The organism is Qipengyuania sp. JB2-7 (assembly GCF_055693485.1).
In genome coordinates, this window is record NZ_CM146335.1 from 500,698 (window position 1) to 525,788 (window position 25,091).

The window sequence follows — 25,091 nt, forward strand, 5'->3', positions numbered from 1 at the left end:
GAGCGATTGATGGCAGCTTAGGCGTCCCGATACCCTTCGAGGGCGTAAGGATTTAGAAACTGACGGCCCCATAAGAAATCGCGCTCGACGTTCGTCATTGCGGCCTCACCGCACACCGCAGCCCACTGCGCCTCGATCGTCTCTATCTGCGCATCAATGAGTGCGCGCGCCTCTGCCTCATCAAGCTGAAATGCGGGCGCGGCAGCAAGGCAGGTGGTCAACCTGCTCATGCGATCATTACCTATGATAAGCATAGCCTGAGAGGCTTCACCGCCCGTGCGCCCTTGCGGACAAATGTCATAAGCGGGCGTCAGGCTCAAATGTGCGCCATCCCAAAATGCGGCATGGTTACGCGCATGATCATCCGTATTGCCCGACAAGATGTTGAACACGATCCGTCCAAACAACTCCTCAAGCGTAGCCTTGGGATCAGTGAAGCGATGGCGGATCAGTGTTGCCAGCTCTTCATAGCTGGCATAGCGCGCCTCGCTTTCATCGAGGCCCAGCAGGGTCAGACCTGAAACAAGGCCTTTGCGCTTCCAGCCCTCATCGCAATGTATGCGATCAAAGCGCTCGATCAGCAGCACATCTTTGCCAAGGCCTTGAGTGAGATCGACCCGCGCGACATTGAGGCCAACGAGCTTGGCAAGGCGCATGGCGACAAACTCGCCTTTGACGACATTGTAGAGGTCATTGCTCGCCGAGAACTTGGCGATGTATTTGGTATTGGCATCGTCAATCAGAGCCTTAGGGCGCGCGCCGCCTAGCGCTGTGCCGTGCTGGAGTGCGCGATCAAGCTCAGGCGATAGCGGAACGCCATCTTCAACACGCTGCGCTGATTCCATCAGCTCATCAAGCGATGCGTTGTGTTTTTGGCGCGGCACATAGTCTCGCGGTGACACCTGAAAATCGAGCGCACCAATGCGATCAGAACCCGATTCAAGCAAATAGGTCAGTTCATCGAGTTCACGGGTATCAGCCTCAGCACCTTTAAGGCCGGTCATCCGGTTGATGATAACGCGCCTTCCCCAAGCGTCCGGCGAGCCGTCGCGAATGGCACTTGGCATTTGCATGCGCTCAAGCGGCTCGATTGCGCCCGCCCTCAAGGGAAGTTCAGGCTCATAGATCGCAATGGCATCATCGCGTTCAAGATAGCTTTGACCATAGTTGAAGATCAGGCGGCCATCATTCTGGCGCGTCAGCAAGCCTGCCACAGCGGGCTGGGTGGCTTCGGGAAGCCACACCCAAACATAGGCTTCGTCATGCTTGCGGTCAGAAGTCATCTTTTACGACCACTGCTGATTTGCGCACAGCCTTGGGCATGAGCTTGAGGATTTCTGATTGTTCACGAACGCGCTCAGAAAGCCTTCCCGGCTCTTCTTCAAAGAGCGGTACGCCAACAATCGTCGCGGCTTCAAACACTGCGCCGATGTTGCAGCGCGGATCGCCGCGCTCAATACGGTATAGCATGTCCCGCGAAATTCCGACGCGGGTTGCCAGTTCCTCAACCCCAAGCCGCTTTTTGATGCGGTTTGTTTGGATAAGCTGACCAAGCAGGATCAGCGCCTCGCGTCCTTGACGCGAGAGCGTGGCTTTTGTCGCTGTTCCTTTTATGCGGGCCATATCTATTACTCCTGTACCCAGTGTATCGGATTTGGGAGAGAAAAGCAATTATTGTCTTATGTGTAAGACATGTAGTTCTTTTCGTCTTATATGTAAGACGTTTATGCAGCGCGATCTACCGGCTCAACACATTGTCTCGCGGCCTTCTTGGGCCTTCCGGGATAGCGTCCGCGTTTCGCCGCTTCTGCAAGGCCCAGTAGAGTGCGCTCGCTAATCATACGCCTCTCTAGTTGCGCTACCGCTCCAAGAATATGGAACACAAACTCGCCCGTTGCCGATGATGTATCAATCTTGTCGCTCAGGCTATCGAGATACGCGCCGCGCTGGATCAAAAGTTCGTTGATCTCGATGAGGTGTCGCAACGACCGCCCCATGCGATCAAGCCGCCAGATCACCAGCGTATCGCCTTCATTGATATCGGCCAGCAAGCGATCAAAGGCAGGGCGGCTCTTTAAGTTACCACTTACTCCATGGTCCTTGTAAATCTTGTCGCATCCCGCCAAATTTAGCGCACTGAGTTGAGCGTCAAGATGCTGATTGCTTGTAGAAACGCGAGCATATCCTAGTTTTCGGGGCATTTTCTCCTCCAGACAGTGTGAAACCCGCACTGACCAACATGGTCAGCGCTTCAAACACACCTTCTGAAAAAAGGATCGTTTTCGAGGAGCTTGTTTGCACGCCTTCGGCTTCGATCCTGCCGCTTACATAAGTTCAGTCACTTCAACGACTTATGTTTCGGGACGAAGTGTATCACATCTCAAATCTTGAAATCAAGAAAAACGATCCTTTTCAAGCGTTTAATTCGCGCCGCCAGAGAGATGAAAGGCAGGTGCGAAATGGCACTCAAAGCTTTGAAAGACAGTTTTACAGGAAAAGCCGCCGCCGCCGCCGGATTGGCAGCAGCATTAGTTATGACGCCGTTTGCAGGTGCAACCGCACAGGACGCTCAGCAACAGCAGCAGGCGGAGTTCACGCAAGCTTCTGCTACGACGAACATTGCATTTTCGCCCGATGCTCATTCGGAAGCGAATGATTACCTACGACAAAACCCAGGCGGCTTTGCAGTAGCGATCCGCATAGGTGGAGAGACCCAAGTTCCCCTCGACCGCATCCAGAGCGTTCTCGATTCTGATCTACGTGGTAATGGTGTGACGAACGCTCGTTTCTTCTTTGAAAGAGGGCAAGATGTGGGCGGGTCTTCGGTGGTGTTTGCCACAACATCCCAAGTTCACGGCCCTTACGGGCTCGCAGATGCGCGCAAAGCTGCGGCGGAAGCGGCTGAGCAATACCGGTTTGAGCGGACGTTAGCGCTGAACTAACCTAAGCCGAACGCAGCCATTTCCGTGCTGGCATCAGCTACCTTATCAACTTGATCATCGATTTCTGTATTCAGGACGGGAGCCGCCACTGCCTGGTCATCGACAACCCGCTCTGCTTTCATAATATCTTCGAATGAGTGTTCGTCCTTGAACCTCTCCGTACGAGCTTCAATTTCAGCAGGGGTCGCATCAGGATCAGTTACGTCACTGACGTAGTCGTCAATTGCTTCCTTCTCATATCTCGATTGAGCCCATTCAGCGTAGCGCCCATATTCTGGGTGACCATCATATTCGGGTTTGATCTCACCCGTGGCCGGATCGATCATTTTCTCGATCAAGACCTCTTCTAGGCGCTCCCGGTAATCCGCCATACTTTCGCCATCGCGGCGTTCGGGGATTTCATCAGGATCAAGCACCTCGTTGGCAATTGTCTCGCGCCAAGCGTCGCCATACTTTGCCTCGAAACCAGCTTCCATGTCTGCGATATCGGCAGCGAGTTCCGCCGAGCGTTGCTGAAGAAGGCTGAGGAAGAGCACGTTATCCGCCGAGCGTTTGGCCGCTTTGGACTTCTTCTCTTGGGCAGCAACATTGGCCTTTCCAGCTTGCGCGCCTCGCTCCATAACACCCATGTGCTGTGCGTGGTCCCCAGCAAGCAGGATCGCATTCTCTTTGAACGCCTCAATGCGGTGAATTTTGGAAACCTCTGCTTGGTCGAGACTGGATTGCCCGAACTTCGATCCGAGAAACCCTTCTCCCAAGCTATGCGCGGCTGCGCGATAATGTTCTTCTGACTGAGCCATCGGCTCCGCTCCCCTATATCGTTGTCCCTGTGTCCACTCGCTCGCTCTATTGGCGGGCTTTTCTTTGAACACTCACGTACAATGATTATGGGTTAAAACATTGAAATAGCTGTTAATTTACGGTTGCATTTGAGTAAAATGCCCTTCGTATTTGATACAAATTTGTCTAAAATTGTATCTATCTCGAAAAGGCGTGTTTGATCAGGCCGTTGGCAGTTTTCGGTACTCTTCCATGATGTACTCGAAATAGTGCGGCTCAGTCGCCCGTATCTTACCCGTATGCCAGGATCGCACCATTTGAACGCTCAGTCCGCGTGGAATATCGCTGAGCGAGCGGACCAATACGCTCGTGCTCACACGCGTGCGGCAAACCTCAGAATGCAGTTCTTGGTGAAGCGCATCAGTGATTTCGATATAGACGACATCCCGCGACATGGAGCGTGGTCGGTTCTTGCGTTCTGGGCGGATGGGAAGCGGCTCTACATCGGTCAAATCAGGGGCTGGGGGATAGCGTTTGACTAGCCGCTGCGGCGGCACCTTTCTGGCCTCCTTGCGGAACCATCGAAGCAGGGCGACCGATATCTTCTTCGTTCGCCCATTGAGCAAATGGCTGAGTTTGGCGGGGGTCACGCGTTCAGGTGCATAATCGAGATAGCCGGATGCGGACTTACCGTGGATCAATCGCAGCTCTTTGCGCAGCTCATCAGTCATGGTCACATAGACACCCGAACCATTGGCCTTACCATCAGGCTGCTTCGCATAGGTGGTCAAAACGAGTTCGAGATGGACTGGTTTTGCAAATTTTCGCTGACCATTGACCCATCCCTCAATTATCGAAGCAGTGGGTGCGTCAGCGCCTTTGGGAAACTTGCGGACGATCAACGCCGATCCAAGACCGGTCCGCAGACGTTGCCGCTTCAATTCGCGAAGCGCGATTGAATTGAGCAGTATCTTATCTGGGTCGAGATCGATCATTCTCGGATTTTATCAGGTCCAACGACCGCCAATCGAGCAATCATTGCGGGTAGATCGATCTATCCACACGCTTCTGACCTTTGCGTCATCGAAGCCCGCTTTCCCGCCGCTTCATGCGTTCGCCGAGCTGCCAACCGCGACGGGTTGCTTCACGTCTTGTCGCAGCCGATGGATGTTCGTCAGATTCCGGCCAATCCCAACTAAAAAATGACAGTGTTTCAGTCAGGCTTGCATCGAGCCTGGAAAGTACAAAGCCAGAAAATCTGTCAGCTTCCAACTCCTCGGATTTTCGAGGAATGTCGCGGCGCACATTGTGGCCAGCAGCGTGGTGTGCAACCTCATGCGCCATCACCAAAATCGATGACCAAGGAATGTTTGCCTCAGGCCAGGGTACACGAGCGCCATCATATACAATGTAGCGAGTGCCACGGATCGTAGTCGCGAAAGCCAGAATGTTAGGCTTTGTGATAGTCGCAGAATACAGCCGGATTGTGCGTTCAATGCCAACCGTATCGCAAATCATCTTCATGGCGATGCTAGCTCTTGGGTTTGGTCGCCCTGCGTTCCGCGCGATCCTGAAGAACGGAGGGCGCTGAAACGCTTGTCCACTGAATGCAGCTCGGGCCGTTTCTGGAGCTGTAATGCACACTCCAGAAACGGCCAGCAAGCCAAGTGTGGACCGTCGTGATAAATCCATGTTCCTTTACTCCAAGCAAATCGTACTGCCCTCAACATTAAGGCAATCTTGGTTTGGCACTTGGACCGGAGTATTTTCCTCGCTGCTTTGGACAGGCGCGCGGGGCGAAGTGGGAGAACCTCGTTCAATAGCGGGTGATGAGACCTCAATTGGCGACGCAGGCATGACCGGATCAGGACCACTTTCTGCAAAACTACCCGTCACCATGTGGATCACGACGAGCAGCACAATATAAGTGCAAAGAGCTAGGAACCCTATGAGATTGAGGTGTGGCTTCAGCTCCCTCAGATAGTGAAAAATCATGACATCATTCCTTTCTGAAGCTGCGCAAGGCGGCATCGCGTAAACCTGCCTCTATCTCTGGTGAATCCGTGTTGGCCTTCAAAGCGTTCCAAAGGGCCATCACGCGTATGAGGTCGCCGCCGGACGTACTGTTGAGCAGAGCGTCGATCTCCATTTCCTCTTTGGGACGAGCGCTGAGCGACACGAGGCAAAGGAACAAAAGTGCTGCCGGGGTCAGATCGATAGCTAAGCCTCCCGCTATTGGAGGCAATGCCTGATCCCAGTACGAGATGATCGCATTTGTGGGGCTTTTCGGGCTGTATTCAGGAATTGCATCAGCTTGATCTGAAGGGTCATCTGCGAAGGCCACTGCGAACTCATCTGCTGCATCCTCAAGCTCTTCGAACAAGCGGTCCAAGGCCTCAGATTGTGCCTGTTTTGTGTCCGCGTTTTTTGAGTAATTCGCCGCCAAGCGGACTTCACCGGGAAGCGCCGCAATCGTACGAATAGCCGCCTCTTTCATTGCATCGCCGTCAAGCTTCGCAAAGTCGGCGCGCAAAATATCAACCTCGTTCTTGATGAGACGATCGCGCTCACTAATCGGCTTAGAAGAGCCCGCAATCGCACGAATGCGTTCAAGGCGAACAAGCGCGTTCTTCAAAGTCTTATCAGCGTCCGTCTGAAAACCCTCGATTTGGCCTTTCAAAGTGCCAAAACGCTTGGCAGCGCCGTCAAGCGCTGCGTAGACCGCCCCGCTGCGCCCGGCGACACCAGAAGTCGTTCCAACGCTTCCCTCATCATCGCGCAACTGAGCGTAGCGCGCTTCTTTCTGCGCGCTTTCGGCAATGACGCCATCAAGTGCCTTGTTGTCCTCCAATCGCGCTTCCAGCACGGTGGAGAGTTTGTTGACGAAGAGGGTCTGATGATGATCAAGCACCAAGCCGCGATCAATACCTGAGGCATTGTAAATGCTTGAAAGTGGTATGATGAAAAGCAGGCCGACAGCAACAACTGCCAAACCTTTCCGCTTGCTCTCGCGCGTTCGCCAGTCGAGCATCGACTTGAAGACCAAAGACCAGAACGCGAAGATTGCGATGGCGGACCCAATCGCGAAGACGGTCGCGTTTGCATGCTCATCAAACGTTGTAGCGCCTAGGGATGCGCCTTTGTATGTGAAGAAGGCTGAGATGAAAGCTATCGCCATCAGGATGGGGCTCAGCCAGTCGGTTAAGGTCGATTTATCTGAGTTTAGAAGCAGTGAGAGCTTGCCGAACATGACAGTGTCCTTCTGTTAGATATTGGATGGCGAAATTCGCCGATGTCCCAATTTCTATTCGAGGGATCAGATCAGTTTCCTCGCAGAGCCTGGCTTAGCGCTTGCGGCCAAGCCCATTGCCCTGCGTGTGCTTGGCTAGATACGGGCTGACCCTGTGAGGGCGCGCTATGTGGCGATCCCCGAACTCGTCGGATAGAGTCTTGCCGTTCTGTCGAATAAGTGCGCGCCGTTCGGCATGATGACGCTCAATCGCGCTACCGCGCTGATCCCAAAGGAATGCGCGTTCCTCATAATCCCGCATCACATTGCGCTGACCGCGTGATCCGAGATCGAATTCGGGGACCGCATCTTGAAGATGTGAAAGCCGCCGTTCTTCGGTTTGCCAGGACCTCACATGAGCGTCCTGCAGTTGATGTTCCCGCTGTGAGTTTTCGATCTCTGCGCGGGCCGTATCCGAGACGCTATCGGACCGTGCCGGATAAGGCTCGCCCTTGCTTAAATCGAAGTCGTCCTTGGATTGGGGCGCAGTAGCGAAATCGCTCATGTAAGCTCTCCGAGTTTTTCGGCACTCTCCAAGGAACCGGATTGGTCTTCCCATTCGTCTTCAGGTTTTAGCGCCTGCCCACGCCCGCCGCCGACCTTGGCTTCCACTGCATCATCGCTAGCCTTGAAACGTGCCAGTATTTTGCTGGCAACCTCATGGCGGTAAACGGTCATAAGGTCATGACGCTGGCCCATATATTGGAACGTGATGTGGTATGAATTGCCGTAGTAGCGCTTGGCGGCTCGGCCCCACCACCGGCCAGCGTTCTTACGTTCTCTATATGAAAGCGTCTCCTCCTCGCGATCAGCCTTGCGGTGCGTGTAGAGTGCAAACGAATGTGGCAGGGAGCGATCAAATTTCCGAACCTTGAACAACCCGTGTCCGTCGTCATGACATTTGGCACAGACTGAGAGTTGATCGTTTGGAGGACTGGCCTCGTCTGTTGGTTTCAGTTTAGGCGGCTAGCTTGCGGTGAAGCAAGCGGCGATGTTTTAGCGTCTTTTGTTTGATCCTTTCTCTTCGCTTGATGATGGCTGCGGCTCTACCGAAGTAGACGTCGGCAGGTGTGACGTTGTCGAGGCTCTCGTGATAGCGCTGATGGTTGTAATGCTCGACGAACGCTTTGATTTGGTTTTCTAGATCGCCTGGCAGGAAGTAGTTCTCCAGCAGAACACGGTTCTTGAGCGTCTGATGCCAGCGCTCGATCTTGCCTTGGGTCTGCGGATGGAAGGGCGCGCTTCGCACGTGATCCATCTTCTTGGCGCTGATGTAATCAGCCAGCTCTCCAGCGATGTAACAGGGACCGTTGTCCGATAGCAGGCGCGGCTTATGCAGCACATTGGCATGGCTACAGTCTGAAGCAGTAAGAGCCATATCGAGGGTCTCAGTGACGTCTTCGGCTCGCATGGTGGTGCACAGCTTCCAGCTGATGATGTAGCGCGAGTAATCATCGAGCACGGTGGAGAGGTACATCCAGCCCCACCCGATGATCTTGAAGTAGGTGAAGTCCGTCTGCCACATCTCGTTCGGTCGCATGGTTTGCGTGTGGAACTGGTCTGCCGCCTTGATCACCGTGTAAGCAGGACTGGTGATCAGATCATGAGCCCTCAGAAGTCGGTAAACGGTCGCTTCAGAGACGAAGTAGCGCTTCTCATCAGTGAAGCGCACCGCAAGTTCACGCGGACTGAGCTCGCTATGCTCCAGCGCCATATCAACGATCTGGTCCTGCACTTCGGGCGCAATGCGGTTCCATACCCTGCTTGGCGTTGAGGGACGATCCTTGAGCGCCTCAGGCCCGCCTTCTAGGTAGCGGTCATACCAGCGGTAGAAGGTCCGCCGCGCCACGCCGAGCTGATCCAGCGTGCGCTTGGCAGGCAGATGTGACTGCTCGACCAGCTTGATGATCTCCAGCTTCTCAGATGCAGGGTATCTCATGCGTCGTCTCCCCCAAGCCCGGTCATGCTTTTTTTGAGCAACCGGTTCTCCAGGGTCAGATCAGCAACACACTCCTTCAGATCACGCGCCTCATTACGCAGATCCTTCACCTCATCCGTGGTCGCAGCACGGGCTGTATCGCCAGCAAGACGGCGTTTACCCGCTTCCATGAATTCCTTCGACCAGGTGTAATACAGGCTTTGCGCGATCCCTTCACGGCGGCACAGCTCAGCAATGCTATCATCGCCGCGCAGACCTTCCAATACGATCCTGATCTTGTCTTCGGCTGAGAAGTGCCGCCGCGTCCGACGGCGGATGTCCTTCACAACCTGCTCCGCAGGTTGCTTCGACTTCGACTTTTTGGTTCTCATCTTCGTTCCTTCGTCACTACGACGAGAACCAAAACTCTCCTAAACTTCAACCGCTAATCTGTGCCATAGGTGCTGACGGGGAACAGTCGGCAGGCTGGTCGAACGCGGGCTGCATGATGAATTGACGGGTGAAGCCTATGCGATTGTCGATGGCGTGGATGGCCGCACTCACTATCTGCGCTTTCCCGATATCGAGCGAACAAGCGATGCAGCACAGGGCGCGATCGTCGAGGCCAGCGCCTGGACCGATCGCAAGGGGCGCAGGCAGGTGAACCTGCTGGTTCGCTCCGACCTTTCCATTGAGGCCCAAATCCACGCACGCGGCGCAACTTGGCTGGATCGCCAATTGGTGTCGCCACGACCGGAGGCACTGTCTGGCGGGTTTGGTGCGGAAGTGCGCGAGGCTCTCGAAAGCCGGAGCGAAGTCTTGGTCGAAGAGGGTCTCGCCAAACGGCAGGGGCAGCGGATCGTCTTTGCTCGGGGTTTGCTCACCACTTTGCGGGATCGCGAACTAGCCGAGGCGAGCGAGAGCCTGGCCGCGCGTCACGGCGGTATCGCCCAACGAGCGGGTCCCGGCGACCACGTTGCCGGCACCTATCGCGAGCGCGTTACGTTGGCTTCGGGCCGTCTCGCGATGATCGATAACGGTATGGGGTTTCAGCTCGTCCCTTGGCGGCAAGATTTGGAACGGCATCGGGGGAAGGCGGTGACGGGGAAGATTAACGAACGCGGGGGTGTCGACTGGAGCTTTGCCCGCTCGCGCGGACCAGCAATCTGAAGGAGAGGTCAGCGCATGACACAAATCTTGACAAATGCACCACGTGATGCGTATATACGCGTCAGGAGGTGCGATATGGCTAGTGCAGCTTTTCAGCATGCTGAAGCACCAAGCGGGCTTCAGACTTTTGCCAATGACGATGACCGCGGCCGCCTGAGCGGCGCGGCGGTAAAGGCGGTGCTGCGCCTCGTCGACGCCTGGGGTGCCGGCAATGCCCAAGGTGCAGCGCTGCTCGGCGTATCGGAAAGCACGTGGGACCGGATGAAGGCCGGGACGTGGGAAGGCATGCTCAGCCAGGATCAGTTGACCCGCGCTTCGGCTTTGATCGGTCTCTTCAAGGGCCTGCACCTGTTGTTTGCGAACGATATGGCCGATCGCTGGCCAAGGCTTGAGAACAGGGCGCCGGTGTTCGATCAACGCTCGCCGGTTCAGGCGATGATCGAGGGCGGCATTCCGCGCATGCTCGAAACCCGGCAATATATCGACGCGCTTCGTGGCGGGCTCTGACGCCGAAGACGGGTTGCCGCTTACTCGCGAGGCCTTCGAGCGGACGGTGCGGCTCGTCACCAGCGCACGCCTGCGCCAAGTCGTCATGGCTCCTTTGGCTGACGATGCCGACGAACTTGCGCTGCTCGCCGAAATCGAAGGCGCGACCAGTACGCGCCTGATTGCCGAAGAGCGTGGGACTAGCGGATTGAGTGCGGACGAACTCGTGCACGGCGCGCCACATGCCAAGTTCATCAATGCGAGTTTTGCCTATGCCAAGCCGCGCGAGCCCAACCGATTCAATCCCGCCGATCGAGGCGCGTGGTATGCCGCTTTGGCGGTCGAGACCTGCATCGCCGAGGTCGGGCATCATCTGACACAGGCGCTGGCCGATGCAGGCGACTACAATGCGGTCGTCGAATATGGCGAGATGGTCGCGAGCATGTCGGGCGTATTCATCGACCTGCGCGAGATGCCCGAGCATCCATCGCTCGATCCCGACAAAACGAAGGGCTACCCGGCAGGCAATGCTCTAGCGGCAAGCGCGCGCGGTGACGGGCATAACGGCATTATCTATCCTTCCGTTCGCCATGAAGGCGGAACCTGCATCGCCGCGCTCTGGCCCAATGTCGTGCAATCGGTCGTGCAAGGCGCAATGTATCGCATGACCTGGTCCGGCGAGCCGGAGTTTGCCTGCGAAGCGATCTAGCCGAGCGTTTCTTTCGCTACGCCATTTTGCACTCGATAATCGCAATACTTGAATTGGCGCGATCTGGCCGCCCTCCTGCCTCCCGAAAGGAGACGGCATGTCGGCAACCAAGATCCTGTGGGGACAAATCCTCGCCGTATTTGCCCTGACGCTGGCGAGCATTTGGGCCGCGACACAATGGACCGCCGCAGCTCTCGGCTTCCAGCCTGGATTGGGCGCGGCCTGGTTCACCGCTTTCGGTCACCCGGTCTATCCGCCCTACTCGATTTTCTGGTGGTGGTTCAGCTACGAAGCCTACGCGTCCCGCATCTTCGAAACCGGAGGCATGATCGCCGCATCCGGCGGTCTGGTCTCGGTGGTGGTGGCGATCGCCATGTCGGTCTGGCGAGCGCGCGAGATCAGGAACAGCGCGACCTATGGCTCGGCGCGCTGGGCAACGCGGTCCGAAATCGCCAAGGCTGGCCTGCTCGACGGCAACGGCGTCGTGATCGGGCAGCGCGCCAACCTCTATCTGCGCCACGACGGCCTGGAGCATGTGCTTTGTTTCGCGCCGACCCGCAGCGGCAAGGGCGTTGGCCTTGTCATCCCGACCCTGCTGACCTGGCCGCATTCGGCAATCGTCCATGACATCAAGGGCGAGAACTGGGATCTGACCGCAGGTTTTCGCTCGCGCTTCAGCCGCGTGCTGCTGTTTGATCCAACCAATGAGAAATCAGCCGCCTACAATCCGCTAATGGAAGTGCGGCGCGGCATTAACGAGGTGCGCGATGTCCAGAACATCGCCGATGTGCTGGTCGATCCGGAAGGCTCGCTCGAACGCCGCAATCATTGGGAGAAGACCAGCCACGCGCTGCTGGTCGGTGCGATTCTGCATGTCCTCTACGCCGAGCCGGACAAGACGCTCGCCGGCGTTGCGGCTTTCCTGTCCGATCCGCGCCGCTCGATCGAAGCCACTTTGACCGCGATGATGCACACGCCGCATCTTGGCGAGGATGGCGTTCACCCCGTTGTGGCGAGTGCCGCCCGAGAACTCCTGAACAAGTCGGAGAACGAGCGTTCGGGCGTATTGTCGACCGCCATGTCTTTCCTCGGGCTCTACCGCGATCCGGTCATCGCCAAGGTGACCCGGCAATGCGACTGGCGTATTGCCGATCTGGTTGATCCCGCGCGTCCCGTCACCCTCTACCTGGTCGTCCCGCCATCCGATATCAGCCGGACCAAGCCGCTCATCCGCCTTATCCTCAACCAGTTGGGACGCCGCCTGACCGAAGATCTTGCCGAAGGGGCAGATCGGCAACGGCTCCTGCTCATGCTCGACGAATTTCCGGCGCTGGGCCGGCTCGATTTTTTCGAAAGCGCGCTCGCTTTCATGGCGGGCTATGGCATCAAGTCGTTCCTGATCGCGCAGTCACTCAATCAGATCGAAAAGGCCTACGGGCAGAACAACGCCATCCTCGACAATTGTCATGTTCGCGTGTGCTTCGCCACCAATGACGAACGCACCGCCAAACGTGTCTCGGAATCGCTCGGCACGGCCACCGAAATGCGCGCGATGAAGAATTATGCCGGCCACCGGCTGTCGCCCTGGCTCGGGCATCTGATGGTCTCGCGCTCTGAAACCGCCCGGGCGCTGCTCACCCAAGGTGAAATCATGCAATTGCCCGACACCGACGAAATCGTGATGCTGGCAGGCGCGCACCCGATCCGCGCGAAGAAGGCGCGCTACTATGCGGATCCGCGGCTCAAGAAGCGGATCGAACAGCCGCCCGTATTGCAGAGAGCAGACAACAAGGCTCTCGGTGGTGATTGGAACGGCAGTATTGCCAAGCCTCTGCTTCCTCAGAAGGCGCCCGCCGCAGAACCCGAATTGCAGGAAGACGACGACAAAGAAGCGGAAGGCGGTATCCGGCGCGAACCGGATTTGCCGGAGCATGAAAATGTTGCGCCCACACAAGTACCCGTGCGCAACGAGTTCGATTTTGATGATCGCCGAGATGAAGGTCAAGCGAGCAGGAATCGAACGATAGCCGACCAGATGCGCGCCAACGCGCGCCGCGCGGCGCTCGACCCGAACGACGGGATCGAGTTGTGAGCAAGGGCAACCGCATCAAGCACACGTTTCGGTTGCCACCTGATCTTTCTCGTCAGCTGGCCGACTATGCCGGACGGAAGCGAGTCTCGCAGGCGTCAGTCGTCGAGGTGGCAATTGCCTCATTTCTTTCGCCGGATGGCTCAGAACGCATGGAAGCCGCGTTCAGCCGGCGCCTGGATCGGATGTCGCGGCAATTCGACAAGCTCGATTATCACGTCGAGGTCGGGAACGAGGCTGTAGCACTGTTCGTGCGGTTCTGGCTCAGCGCGACACCGTCAATGCCCGAAGAGATATCGGCAGCTGCACGAGCGGCAGGCGAACAGCGTTTCCAAAGTTTCGTTGAAGCCTTGTCGCGACGAGTTGAGCGCGGTCAGCGGTTATCGAACGACGTCTCGCCGGACGGCAGCAAAGCGCCCCAATCCAAGACGTAGCGATCCGAGATCTTAGTTCCGGAAAGCAGACATTCTTCGAGGCCATTCCGGCCAAGGAGAATGAATATGACTTACTCACAATTTGATCCGGCGGCACAAGGCCGGGTGCCATGGAACTTTGGCGCAAAGATCGGCCCCAAACGTCCGCTCAATCAAAAGCAGATATGGGCGATCCGGTTCTTTCTTGATCGCGAAAAGCGCGTTCGAGATCGAGCACTCTTTGATCTAGCAATCGATAGTAAGCTGCGCGGCTGTGATCTAGTGGAGCTTAAGATCGGCGATCTGGTCAGCGGACCAGAAGTCAGGACGCGTGCAACGATCACTCAGCGCAAGACGGGTAGACCAGTCCAGTTTGAGATAGCCAAGGACGCCAGAGACAGCTTGTTCGCATGGCTCGAACTTCGAGGGGGCGATGTCGAAGAGTTTGTATTTCCCAGCCGGGTTGATCATTCACGTCATCTTAGCACACGCCAATACGCGAGGCTGGTCGGTGAGTGGGTCGAAGCGATAGGGCTAAGACCCGAAGAATACGGAACGCACTCACTTCGCCGAACCAAAGCCTCAATCATTTACAAGGCGACTGGCAACATCCGAGCAATCCAGATCCTTCTTGGTCATTCAAAGATTGAGAACACTGTTCGTTATCTAGGTGTCGACATCGAAGATGCCCTAACACTGGCCGAGAAGACAGAGATCTGACGTTCAGGCGGTCGCTCGGAGCCCCTGAGCGACCGTTTCCAGCCAACGAGATCCGACCGGCCTTAGGCTGAATCTGGGGGTGAAAGCAGACATTGAGTGCGAGGTGTAGCGAACCAGTGCCTTAGGTCGCAGAAAGGCACTGTTTCTGCTTGGCGGTTAGTCGAAACGCGCACTAATGCAAATGCAGTGTTTGTTGGGCTGTCCTGGTATTGCACAGACTGACAGTAATAGAGCGCACAATGAGCAACGGGATCAAGAGACCATCAAGCCTATGGAATGGATGGATCATTCAGTTTGGACTTCAGCCATTAGATCAACATCCAATCAACCAATAGTGATTCGGGTGCGATGATCGTAGCTTAGGTTTCATTCTGAGTGCGAACTATCGCTGTCATTGAACTGTCGTGAAGAATTTATGCACAGGGTGCAGAGTTAGGCTACCCTCGGTGAAACAAGGAAAGTTGTCGCAAACGTACAGTAGATGCAAAGGTGTCCTTTTACTGCCACCTTGACTTGGCCTTCGAAAATCTAACTTTTTGGATCAAATATTGATCAAGGGGTTTGGGACTTATGATCCGTGTTTTGCTGTTGTCGACAGCGAGTCTGGCGTGTTTAGCGACGGCTAGTGCTGCTTCCGCCCAATCAGAAACCGAGACCCATACATACGATAGCCTTGGGCGTTTGATCAAAACCGAGACTGCGGGCGGATCAAACGACGATGAGACCCGATCGCTTTGCTATGATGAGGTTGGCAATCGCGAGAAGCTGAGGGCTAGCACCGATGGGAGCGCAGCAACATGTGCGCCTCCACCAACACCTCCACCACCGCCAACGCCGCCATCACCCCCCTCTCCGCCTCCTCCGCCACCACCGGGCAACAATCCACCGATCGCGCAGAACAATAATGTTTCAGGCGAATGCTTGAACTCAACTTTGATCAATGTGGTTGCGAATGACAGTGATCCTGATGGAGATACGTTGAGTCTGGTGTCGATTGTGAAGAGCAACAACGGATCATCGTCTGCATCGATTTATAGTACCGAAGTTGTTGAAGTGTTTTTCGGCAATAATTTCGACATCACCACTTTCACATACACGGTCCAAGATCCGGACGGAGCTACCGATACCGCGATGTTAACTGTTGCGTCATCGTGCGACGGTGGAGGACTTGATCCCTGAGTGAGTGCACATCGGCAATGCTCACAGCTCAACGGGGACACTCTATGATAAAGACACCATATCGATCTGTATTGGCAAATGGGAGCGCCGGGCTTGCCATCCTGGCACTGGTACTCGCGCAAAGCCCCACACCGCTGGCCGCTCAACCCGCTGAACGGGGAGCAGAGACCAAGACGCCTATTTGCATGAGCAAGCCGTTTGCTGATGTGAAGCAGGTGCCGCAATCCAAACGCGGACAACCCAATCGCATCTTGATCACCGAGCACGGTGCGAAGGCACTTGAGAGCAAAGGCTTCACCCGCGTAGAGTGCGGTCAAGCTGATCTGGTTCAGGCGAACAAGCGCGGCAGCTATCGCGATCAGATGTGCGAGCTGGCGGCTACCGGCAATGAGGCCGTGCAGAACCAGTTGGAGCTGGCTCTGGGCGAACGCCCGGCAGTGCTGTGCGCTTATGCCGAGGAGGCTGCCGGTCAATGGCAGCGCCCCGGCAAAGGCAAGGGGCGCGACAAGAACAAATGAGCCGTCCTGCCATCCAAACATCCCATCAAACATCACACGCTTGAGGACTACCATGCGTACACGCTATCTCCTCCTTGCCACCGCTGCAGCGCTTCCAGCTACTTTGATTGCTTCGCAGGCTGTTGCGCAAAGCGTTACGCTTGATCCACCGCCCATCCGGCAGCCACTTGATGAGAGCGGTGTTGACTTAACCAGCGGTGAGATCGTTGTTCCTTCCTCGTCTGTCGCAATCGGCGGAGCCAACGGATTGCAGCATATGCGCTACCGTGTCGGCAATGGCTGGCGGCACAATTATGTTCTTTCGGTCACTACGGATGATTTTGGAAACGATGGTGAGCTGATAAATATACAAATAGGTGGAGCTACCTATCGGTTCTATCGAGATCCCTGGTACTCAACAACGATCAATGGGCTTGGGTCAGACGGTTCGCTCGAGGCGATCTTCCACAGTCCATCAAACCAAGTCCTTACGTACATCTTCCACGATACAAATGGTGTAGCCTACAAGTTTGAGAGAGACTTGGTCTCGAATGGGGCAAGTTACTATGAGGCGGTCACCCACGTGGGCACTGAAATCCGCCGCCCAGACGGGCATATCACGACCCTCACATACAAATCCGATAGCTACGTGAGAAATAGCGCAGGCACTGTGAACCACGTTGTCCGCTTGCAATCAGCTACAACCAATAATGGCTATCAGCTCAAATATGAGTATGCGACCAACACTCCCAGCGTAGCGAGCGCTGACGATTGGTACAGGCTCACCAAGGTTACCGCGATTAACAATGCCGAGGAGTATTGCTCACCTACAGCTGACAGCTGCTCGCTGACCGGCAATTGGCCCCATCTAACTTATGCGGAAAGCCAATCGGGCTCGGATACACTTGAAACTGTTACTGACATCTTGGGTAGACAGACGCGCTTCAGAACCGACGCCAACGATCGTTTGACGGGTATCAAGCGTCCAAGCGAGACGAGCGATGGAGTCGTGATTGCCTATGACACCAATTCGCGAGTTGACTACATTACTGCGCAAGGCGCTTACACGCGCGACTACAGTTGGAGCGAGAACTCACCTGGCGCTGGATTTCTAACATCGACAGCCACGGACAGTCTTGGGCGCACTAAGACGGCGATTGCGGAGATCGAAAGTGGGCTAATCCGGTCCGAGACAGACGCGCTCAACAACACAACAGCATATGAGTACAATTATCGTGATGCTCTGACCAAGGTGACGCTCCCCGAGGGCAACACAATCGCTTATCAACGCGATCTTAGAGGCAGGGTTACGCAAACGACGCAAACTTCAAAGGATGGTTCCAGTACGATCACAAGCAGCGCGACCTATCCTGCTCTTTCCGGAAATAGTGGGATGCCGCGCTGTGCCAACACAGTGACATGCGACAAACCGCTTACAACCACCGATGCACGCGGCAATGTGACCGATTACGCATACAACCAGAACACGGGGCAGGTGACCGATATATGGGCGCCTGCTGATGATGCTGGGATTAGAGCGCGGCGAAGGTTTGCTTATGCGGACCGCTATGCGAAGGCTAAGAACGCGTCAGGTACGCTGGTGCAGTCGAGCGATCCAATCTCCACCCTGGCGATTGTCCGGCAATGCCGCACGGCCAATGTGTGCTCAAGCTCCGCCAACGAGAGCGTGACCTTCATCACGTATGACAATAACCTTCAGCCTAACCTTCTTCCGGTTTATGTAACCGAGCGAGCCGGTGATAACACTCTGCGATCAACCACGGGCTATACCTATAACAATCTCGGCAATGTCCTGACGGTTGATGGACCTATCAGCGGCACAGCAGACACGACAACCTATGTCTATGACGATGCAGGTCAGCGGGTGGGGACGATTAGTGCCGATCCCGATGGTTCAGGCTCACTGCCAAGGCTCGCAAGCCGGATCACCTATAATGATGACGGTCAGGTGACCAAGACCGAGAGCGGCACGGTAACAGGCACGACAACCGCAGCCTGGAATGCCTTTGCGCCCTATCAGGAGTTCCGCACCAGCTATGATGATTTTGGCCGGGTGGAGACATCCTCGCATGTCCAGCCCGGCACCAGTAATCAGTTCTCTATAACCCAATACAGCTACGATGCCTCAGGCCGCCCTGAATGCGTTGCTGTGCGGATGAATGCGCTGTCGACCAGCACGACGCTGCCTACCAGCGCCTGCACCGCGATGACTGCAGGCAGCTTTGGTGAGGATCGTATTGCCCGGACCTATTATGATACCGCTGATCGCGTTACAGAAGTGTGGTCAGGGGTCGACACATCGCTCGCACAGCGTACCGGCAAATCTGAATACAACCCTAACGGTACCACCTCTGCCATCATCGATGCGGCGGGCAATCGCACCGAATATGTGGTCGATGGCTTTGATCGGGTGACCACCATCAAATACCCGCACAAGGTCAACACTGGTACGGCTGATCCTAACAACACGGAAAGCGTCACTTACGATCCAAATGGCAATATCCTCACCCACACCACACGGCGCGGTGAGACCATCAGCTACACCTATGACAAGCTCAATCGGGTGACGCGTAAGGCAGTGCCAGAACGCAGTGGGCTGAACCCAGTTTACACGCGCGATGTCTTCTATCAGTACGATCTCTTGGGTAACCTGATGAGGGCGCGCTTCAGCACGCTCAGCGGCAAGGGCTCTACGTTCGGCTATGATGGACGTGGTCGACTACGATATGAATACCAAGCAATGGATGACGGTGTATGGCGCAAAGTCGAATACAGTTACGATCCTGCTAGCCGCCGCAATAATCTATATCACGCGGATGGTCAGCGCTTTAGCTATGGCTATGACAACACCAATCGGTTGATCGCAATACGACGCGATGGGGCCGATCTGCTTCGGTCGACCGTCTATAGCACAGCAGCGGGCGGAGGCCGTGTTCCATCCTACTTTCACGGGTCAAACACGTTCCGATCAGAATGGCGAACTGATGCAGCAGGACGGGTGAACCGTCACGACATTACCAAATACGGTACGTCCTACGACGTGCGCCATGATTTGACATTCAATCCTGCGGGCGAAGTCACCTCAGAAACCAAGAACAACCAGCTCTATATGTGGGACGGCCATCCATCAGGGCTGATCGATAAGAACTACACTGACAATGGTCTCAACCAATATGACACAGCGGGCGCTGCCAGCTTCACCTATGACGCTAATGGCAATCTCACCTCTGATGGCACCAACACTTATACCTATGACGTTGAGAACCGCCTGATCGCGGTCGATGGTCAGAACTATGTCAGGCTCGAATATGATCCGCTGGGCCGGATGTACAAGGTCAGCGGTACCAACGGTGTTCTGCGTACCAACTTATATGACGGCAATGATTTGATCGCTGAATACAGTGCCAGCGGCGGGATGATCCGGCGCTATGTCCACGGCCTATCTGCTGGCGATGATCCGGTTGTGACTTATGCGGGCAGCTCGGTGGCGCTGAGCAATGCGCGCTTCTTCCACCGTGACCGGCTTGGCTCGGTCGTTATGAGCGGAGACGTCAATGGCTACTCGAACCGCATGGTCACCTACGACGAGTACGGTGTGCATGGCACCGTTACACCCATCCGCTTTGGTTATACCGGCCAGGCTTATATCCCCGAAATCGGCCTCTATTACTACAAGGCCCGCATGTACTCGCCCTCGCTTGGCCGCTTTATGCAAACCGACCCCATCGGCTACGCCGACGGACCCAATATGTATGCCTACGTGGGCAATAATCCGACGAATGCGGTTGATCCGACGGGGTTGATCTGTGCTGCAATAGGGCCTGGAGTCAATGGAGCTGGGCAAGAATTCTCCGGTACCGCGCCATGCCGAAGCAATGATGGAGACATTGGCCGAACTGCTCTTGAAAGGATCATCGACCAATATACGCTATATGACGTTGATGATGCGCTTTTTGACTTTGATTTTGAACTGCCCAGGTTACCGAAGCTAGATTTTGATCGCCCTTGCCCAGCTGGGCCAAGAGTAAGCTACGGTGCTCAGTTTTCCGGTACTGGTTTTCTGGCATCGTTCGGGATTAGTGGCTCGTTTGGCGTTGGCGTCAGTGTCCCCTTAGACCCCTCCGAGCGAGGCAGTCAGCTATTTACCACTGGTAGCGTTACTGGTTTGGCTGGCCTTGGTTTCTTCGCGGGAGCAGGACCCTCAGGGGTCGTTGGCGCATCAGATGGCCCACTTTCTCCTGGATTTTCTAGCTCGACAAAAGTAGGTGCTCAAGGCGGGCTGGCGTTCGGCGGAGGCGGTGAAGTGGCTATCATGGGCGATAATACGGGCTCCAGCGGCAGCCTAAGTGGCGGACCAAGAGCTGGCGTAGGGGGGTACCTTGCTGGCGCAGCCCAAGGGTCTGCAACGCTAGCAAGCCCATTGATTGGATGTCAGAATGACTGAGTACTACAAACAGCTCATTCAGGCGGTGAATGTCATTTATTTCCTTGGAATAGTATTCTTGATTGTGATTTCATTGACCAACGATTTTGATACGATCTTTAGTAGTCGATATATCGCAGCTTTATTGGGATTAATTATTTTTGCAACACTTCTACGATCTCTATGTATCAAGATAATAAGGCACTTTGGAAAGGCAAACTGACATAACCTATACGTTTTTGGCAGATTCACCACACACATAAAGTCGCGCTGTGTAGTTTCTCCGTGGACCTCATAGCATCCGCGAGAAACCCGAAGGAGGTCTTTGAGGAACGTCGGACTAATGAGTTGGGATATTGCGTCCGGAAGTGGGTCGTTAGCGGAACGTCGGCTTTACACACTCAGATGCTAATGAGCGGACAGTCAGCAATCGGCCCAATGCCGGTACCTTCGCCACAAACAAAATATCAGGTATCCCCTTAGAGCATCGTAGCAAAGAAGCGCCTCTCAAGCGGCAGCATGGCCGCGCCGATGGCGCAGGCGTCGACTTTGGTTTGGGAAAGCATGATCTTTGGAAGGGGACGCGGTTCTTCCCGACGTGCATCGTCGTAAAGCTCGATCGCCGAAATTAGGCGCTTAGCCAGCGGCTGCGGGACCCGCCCGCCAATGACAATGGCATCAGGGTCAAGCAGCGCGGCGATTGAGGACGCAATGTGCGAAAGCGGGTCGCGAGAACGCTCAATCCATACATCTATTCCAGGCCAATCTGGATCGAAGCGTTCGAGCATGTCAGAAATCCCATCTACATGGACTCCCGCGCGCGCGATGGACTGCTGCAGAGTCGTGAGGGTCGGCATTTGATAGATGTCGCGCGGTAGGATCAAGCCGACCTCGCCGCCATTGCCATGCACGCCGCGCAGCAGGCGGTGGTTGCTGATGACCCCTCCGCCGATACCGGCAGCGATGAAGACATAGACAAAATTGTTGAGCTTGCGGCCAACGCCCAGGAAGCTCTCGCCGACCGCAGCGGCATTGCCATCATTTTCCACCCAGGCCGGCATGCCAAGTGATTGCGAGAACAGGTGGTCGAGCTCAACCATCGCCCATTCGTCGAGCTGACGCGGTGGGTTGAAGCGGGTGCTGCCGTTGAGATTGTACCCGGAAATTCCAACCCCAACCCCGACCAGCCGATTGCGATCATGTGCGTTATTTTCGAAAAATGCGTCGATCGCGTGGTGTAGCTCTGCAAACACCGCTTCGCGAGTCATCGTCGGCATCATCGTCTGGCGGTAATCGACAACCTTACCGGCAAAATCCATCAGCAGCACCGACATGGCATCCGTCATCAGAGACACACCGAGCGAGAGGGCGTATTCTGGGTTCAGCTCAACGGTGACACGCGGCTGCCCTCTCCTGCCGTCACTGATTCTCTTTCCAGGCAGCATCGCACCGCGTCCCGAAAGCTCGGTGACAAGGCGCGAGACCGTCTGTTGGGAGAGGTCCGAGGCGCGCATGATCTCCGAATGTGTGATCTCATGGCCACACAGCACCTCCTTAAGTACACGACTCTCGCTTTCTGAAGGCTTCTGAAATTTCAAAGTTTTTCCCACAATTGGAAGGCTGGAGGAGCTTGAACAAAAATCTCTAGCGACGGCGAGCGTTCAGAGCAAACACCATAAAACAACTAATAAAACTCATTATGAGTTGAAATGCGTAATCGGGTTCGTTAGGCAGCGAACGACTGGCCCGGTTAGAGGTCTTATTGGGAGTGGAAATATGTCACGCAAAACAGGATACTTGTGCGCACTTTTGTGCGGAACTGCGATCACTTTGACGCCGCACATCGCGATGGCGCAGGATGCTGCGGCACCTGCTAATCAAGATGAAAGTGCGAGCGACGAAACGGCAGACGACGAGAACATTATCATCGTTACCGGGACCAGCGCGGAACGCACCGCATTCGATACGCCTCTTTCTGTCAACGTTCTGGGTGACGATTCGCTACGTACTTTTGCTGGCTCGGGTAGCCAAGCCGACCTTCTTCAGCAGATTCCTAGCCTTAAAGCTGAAGGTGGTGGCGGTGAAGTTGCGACTAACCTACGTGTGCGCGGTCTTCCCTCTGGTGGCCAATTCGAATTCACGCCCCTCAATTATGACGGGGTAACGGTACTCAGTGCATTTGGTCTCAATTCTTCTGCGTTCGATTTTTTCGCACGCAATGATCTGGGGATTGAGCGCCTCGAGTTTGTAAAGGGCGGTGTGTCCAACCTGTTCGGAGTGAGCTCGACTGCCGGCATTCTCAACTATATTTCGAAAACTGGCACTGATGAACTGCAAGGTACAGTGCAACTCGAAGTTGGTGAGGACAACCGGTATCGCGGCGACTTTGCCGTGCAGGGCCCGCTGGGTGACAACACGTTCTATGCCGTATCGGGATTCTATCGTTACGACGAAGGCCCTCTCGACACGGGCTTGCCAACCGAGGGCTTTGCGCTACGCGGCAATATCAGGCACGAATTTTCAGATGGATCAGGTTCGTTTCAAATTCACGGCAGCTATATTGATGACCGTGTGAACTTCTATCTCCCGCTCCCGCTAGACAGCACCACGCTCGAGCGGATTTCCGGGAACAACGGCGACACGGTTTTCACTACCAATGTCAGCGCGATTGACGGTGTTCGCGTTCCGACACCGGAAGGTTTTACCGAGTTTCGCGCGGCTAGACGGCTTTATGACCGAAGGCGGATCGATTTATGCCATCTTTGAGAGAGAGTTCGGTGATGGTTGGGGTCTCGAGTTTAAGGCGAAATATTCGAGCTATGAGTCCTCGTCGAACTTCTTCAACAACGGAACCGGAATTCAGGAGCCCGAAACACAGGCCCAGTTTGCCGATCGCGTAGGCATTGCCGCAGGCGGAGCGCTCAATCCAGGCGGGGAAACTGTAGTCTTTGCCGACGCGGCGTCTGGTGCAGTTCTCGATCCAAATTTCCTGCTCTACCAAGGCGGATTCAATGATCGCCAACGCCCGACTACCGACGGGACGCTTGAGCTAAATCTCACGAGGCAGTTCGATACGGGCAGCGTATCGCACAATGTGACGCTCGGTGCCTTTATCTCGCGCGCTCAAGCTGACAATATTCAGCGATCTGTTCAGTACCTAACGCAATTCAACAACGACCCTGAGTTGGTCAATGTGACAGTTGGTGGCCAGCAATACACAGTCAATGGGTTGATCCAAGCCACTTCGGCATATGCCAATCAGGACCGCAGTGCATTCAAGCGCGCAATCTATCTTGCGGATCAGATCGAAGCGGATCGCTGGGCCTTCGACATTGGTGTGCGTATCGAGCGGGCAACAATCGAAAATCGTTTCGAACTGACGGAATCACTTCCTTCAACACTCGCCGACGATCCCTTGCTGGGGGCTCCGATCAATACGCTCTCTTTTGGCACAGGTCAGTTCCGGGAAGGTGAGGCAAGTGCGACCGCTTGGGCTGTGGCGGCAGGTATCCTGTATCGTTTGACGGACGACATTAACATTTATGCCAATGCATCACGCGGGTACTTCTTTCCGCAAGCTCAAGGTACCGGTGGCCAGATCAATACAGTTGGCGATATCGAGGTTTTCGACGAAGAGCCCATCATCCAGGCTGAAATCGGCGTGAAGTTCAACAACGGGCGGTTCAACGGTTCGGCCGCCGCATTCTACACAGGACTGCGTGATCGGAACACCGTCGTTTTCGTGGGGCCAAATCTTGATGTCCAGGTTACCCCCACAGAAGTCGATACATTCGGTATCGAACTCGATGCCGGGTTCTCGGTAACCGATGATCTCAGCCTCACCGGCAATTTCACGTACCAAAACGCAGAATTTGTCGGTGGATCCCCGGCAGCCATCCTTGGGCAGGAGGTTAATCGTTTGCCGCCGATTCTCGCGAACGTTGGTGCAGCTTTTGACAACGACCGCTTTGATGCGTCGCTTTTCTGGAATCACCAGAGTGGAACTTTTCAGGACGGCTCCAACAACATACCACTGCCAGCATATAGCATTTGGCGCGCCGAAGCCGGTTACACTTTTGGTGGCGACGAATTTGGAGATGGTGGTCTGCGGCTTAGTGTCGGTGTGTGGAATCTGTTCGATTCCCAAGGTCTTGCAGAAGGCAATCCGCGTGCGGGCCTCGTGCAAAACATTACGGATTCGCCCTTCTTCAATGGGCGCCCAATCCTGCCGCGGCGTGTGGTTGCGCGGCTGACGTACGACTTCTAGGCCACTCTCCTCCCGCCTAGTATCGATGGCGCGGGCGAGCATATCGTTCGTCCGCGCCATCCCTTTCCAATGGAAGCAGGGTAGCGATGAACGGATTGGATTTTGCAGTCGTTGCGATTTACCTCGCGCTTATGTTGGGTTTGGGCTGGTGGCTCAAAGACAACGCGAACGACACTGATTATTTTTTA

General features: G+C 55.4%; 23 protein-coding genes. 12 read left to right on the forward strand and 11 right to left on the reverse strand.

The window, feature by feature from the left end; translation table 11 throughout:
- Nucleotides 1–17: 17 nt before the first annotated feature.
- The 3 genes from ACZ1GM_RS02445 to ACZ1GM_RS02455 form a co-directional block, all read right to left on the reverse strand.
- Complete coding sequence (locus tag ACZ1GM_RS02445) at nucleotides 18–1,283, reverse strand: type II toxin-antitoxin system HipA family toxin (RefSeq protein WP_472677608.1); 1,266 nt, start codon at nucleotides 1,281–1,283, stop codon at nucleotides 18–20.
- Complete coding sequence (locus tag ACZ1GM_RS02450) at nucleotides 1,273–1,623, reverse strand: helix-turn-helix domain-containing protein (protein ID WP_472677609.1); 351 nt, start codon at nucleotides 1,621–1,623, stop codon at nucleotides 1,273–1,275. Before ACZ1GM_RS02450 ends, ACZ1GM_RS02445 begins: the two co-directional genes overlap by 11 nt.
- Before the next feature lie 101 nt (nucleotides 1,624–1,724).
- Nucleotides 1,725–2,201, reverse strand: a complete 477-nt coding sequence (locus ACZ1GM_RS02455) for a recombinase family protein (RefSeq protein WP_472677610.1) — start codon at nucleotides 2,199–2,201, stop codon at nucleotides 1,725–1,727.
- Between the two features lie 186 nt (nucleotides 2,202–2,387).
- Between ACZ1GM_RS02455 and ACZ1GM_RS02460 the strand changes: the two genes are divergently transcribed.
- Entirely contained in the window at nucleotides 2,388–2,942 is a 555-nt protein-coding gene (locus ACZ1GM_RS02460; RefSeq protein ID WP_472677611.1) for a hypothetical protein, read from the forward strand.
- Here the strand turns inward: ACZ1GM_RS02460 and ACZ1GM_RS02465 are convergent.
- From ACZ1GM_RS02465 to ACZ1GM_RS02495, 7 genes are all read right to left on the reverse strand, one after another.
- Complete coding sequence (locus ACZ1GM_RS02465; protein ID WP_472677612.1) at nucleotides 2,939–3,742, reverse strand: hypothetical protein; 804 nt, start codon at nucleotides 3,740–3,742, stop codon at nucleotides 2,939–2,941. The genes ACZ1GM_RS02460 and ACZ1GM_RS02465 overlap by 4 nt on opposite strands.
- A 201-nt stretch (nucleotides 3,743–3,943) precedes the next feature.
- Nucleotides 3,944–4,717: a hypothetical protein gene (locus tag ACZ1GM_RS02470; protein ID WP_472677613.1), complete on the reverse strand. Its 774-nt coding sequence runs from the start codon at nucleotides 4,715–4,717 to the stop codon at nucleotides 3,944–3,946.
- 85 nt (nucleotides 4,718–4,802) lie between these two features.
- Entirely contained in the window at nucleotides 4,803–5,246 is a 444-nt protein-coding gene (locus ACZ1GM_RS02475; RefSeq protein WP_472677614.1) for a M48 family metalloprotease, read from the reverse strand.
- Nucleotides 5,247–5,721: 475 nt separating this feature from the next.
- Nucleotides 5,722–6,972 (reverse strand): hypothetical protein, encoded by a 1,251-nt coding sequence (locus ACZ1GM_RS02480; RefSeq protein ID WP_472677615.1) that lies wholly within the window; start codon nucleotides 6,970–6,972, stop codon nucleotides 5,722–5,724.
- Nucleotides 6,973–7,066: 94 nt separating this feature from the next.
- Nucleotides 7,067–7,516 (reverse strand): hypothetical protein, encoded by a 450-nt coding sequence (locus tag ACZ1GM_RS02485; protein WP_472677616.1) that lies wholly within the window; start codon nucleotides 7,514–7,516, stop codon nucleotides 7,067–7,069.
- A complete protein-coding gene (locus ACZ1GM_RS02490) occupies nucleotides 7,513–7,890 on the reverse strand; it encodes a hypothetical protein (protein WP_472677617.1) in 378 nt (125 codons plus the stop codon). The genes ACZ1GM_RS02485 and ACZ1GM_RS02490 overlap by 4 nt, the downstream gene beginning before the upstream one ends.
- 79 nt (nucleotides 7,891–7,969) lie before the next feature.
- A protein-coding gene (locus ACZ1GM_RS02495; protein ID WP_472676197.1) for an IS3 family transposase occupies nucleotides 7,970–9,321 on the reverse strand; the annotation gives its coding sequence in 2 pieces (ribosomal slippage) (nucleotides 7,970–8,985 and nucleotides 8,985–9,321; 1,353 coding nt in all).
- 94 nt (nucleotides 9,322–9,415) lie between these two features.
- Here ACZ1GM_RS02495 and ACZ1GM_RS02500 point away from each other — a divergent pair.
- The 9 genes from ACZ1GM_RS02500 (at nucleotide 9,416) to ACZ1GM_RS02540 (ending at nucleotide 20,657) form a co-directional block, all read left to right on the forward strand.
- A complete protein-coding gene (locus ACZ1GM_RS02500) occupies nucleotides 9,416–10,099 on the forward strand; it encodes a DUF3363 domain-containing protein (RefSeq protein WP_472678610.1) in 684 nt (227 codons plus the stop codon).
- A gap of 75 nt (nucleotides 10,100–10,174) precedes the next feature.
- Nucleotides 10,175–10,606: an antitoxin Xre-like helix-turn-helix domain-containing protein gene (locus ACZ1GM_RS02505; protein ID WP_472677618.1), complete on the forward strand. Its 432-nt coding sequence runs from the start codon at nucleotides 10,175–10,177 to the stop codon at nucleotides 10,604–10,606.
- Entirely contained in the window at nucleotides 10,593–11,294 is a 702-nt protein-coding gene (locus tag ACZ1GM_RS02510; RefSeq protein WP_472677619.1) for an RES family NAD+ phosphorylase, read from the forward strand. The genes ACZ1GM_RS02505 and ACZ1GM_RS02510 overlap by 14 nt, the downstream gene beginning before the upstream one ends.
- Nucleotides 11,295–11,391: 97 nt before the next feature.
- Complete coding sequence (locus tag ACZ1GM_RS02515; RefSeq protein WP_472677620.1) at nucleotides 11,392–13,386, forward strand: conjugal transfer protein TraG; 1,995 nt, start codon at nucleotides 11,392–11,394, stop codon at nucleotides 13,384–13,386.
- Complete coding sequence (locus ACZ1GM_RS02520; protein WP_472677621.1) at nucleotides 13,383–13,817, forward strand: CopG family transcriptional regulator; 435 nt, start codon at nucleotides 13,383–13,385, stop codon at nucleotides 13,815–13,817. The genes ACZ1GM_RS02515 and ACZ1GM_RS02520 overlap by 4 nt, the downstream gene beginning before the upstream one ends.
- Nucleotides 13,818–13,883: 66 nt before the next feature.
- On the forward strand, nucleotides 13,884–14,516 hold the full coding sequence (locus ACZ1GM_RS02525) for a tyrosine-type recombinase/integrase (RefSeq protein WP_472677622.1): 633 nt from the start codon (nucleotides 13,884–13,886) through the stop codon (nucleotides 14,514–14,516).
- Nucleotides 14,517–15,086: 570 nt separating this feature from the next.
- Complete coding sequence (locus ACZ1GM_RS02530) at nucleotides 15,087–15,695, forward strand: Ig-like domain-containing protein (protein ID WP_472677623.1); 609 nt, start codon at nucleotides 15,087–15,089, stop codon at nucleotides 15,693–15,695.
- Nucleotides 15,696–15,739: 44 nt separating this feature from the next.
- Nucleotides 15,740–16,213: a hypothetical protein gene (locus tag ACZ1GM_RS02535; RefSeq protein ID WP_472677624.1), complete on the forward strand. Its 474-nt coding sequence runs from the start codon at nucleotides 15,740–15,742 to the stop codon at nucleotides 16,211–16,213.
- A gap of 52 nt (nucleotides 16,214–16,265) precedes the next feature.
- Nucleotides 16,266–20,657 (forward strand): RHS repeat-associated core domain-containing protein, encoded by a 4,392-nt coding sequence (locus tag ACZ1GM_RS02540; protein ID WP_472677625.1) that lies wholly within the window; start codon nucleotides 16,266–16,268, stop codon nucleotides 20,655–20,657.
- Nucleotides 20,658–21,115: 458 nt separating this feature from the next.
- Here the strand turns inward: ACZ1GM_RS02540 and ACZ1GM_RS02545 are convergent, their stop codons facing one another.
- Complete coding sequence (locus ACZ1GM_RS02545; protein WP_472677626.1) at nucleotides 21,116–22,234, reverse strand: ROK family transcriptional regulator; 1,119 nt, start codon at nucleotides 22,232–22,234, stop codon at nucleotides 21,116–21,118.
- Nucleotides 22,235–22,412: 178 nt separating this feature from the next.
- Between ACZ1GM_RS02545 and ACZ1GM_RS02550 the strand changes: the two genes are divergently transcribed.
- The gene (locus ACZ1GM_RS02550; RefSeq protein WP_472677627.1) at nucleotides 22,413–23,402 is read left to right on the forward strand and encodes a TonB-dependent receptor plug domain-containing protein; all 990 of its coding nucleotides are present in this window, start codon (nucleotides 22,413–22,415) and stop codon (nucleotides 23,400–23,402) included.
- Nucleotides 23,368–24,903 (forward strand): TonB-dependent receptor domain-containing protein, encoded by a 1,536-nt coding sequence (locus ACZ1GM_RS02555; RefSeq protein WP_472677628.1) that lies wholly within the window; start codon nucleotides 23,368–23,370, stop codon nucleotides 24,901–24,903. The genes ACZ1GM_RS02550 and ACZ1GM_RS02555 overlap by 35 nt, the downstream gene beginning before the upstream one ends.
- The last annotated feature ends 188 nt before the right edge of the window (nucleotides 24,904–25,091 follow it).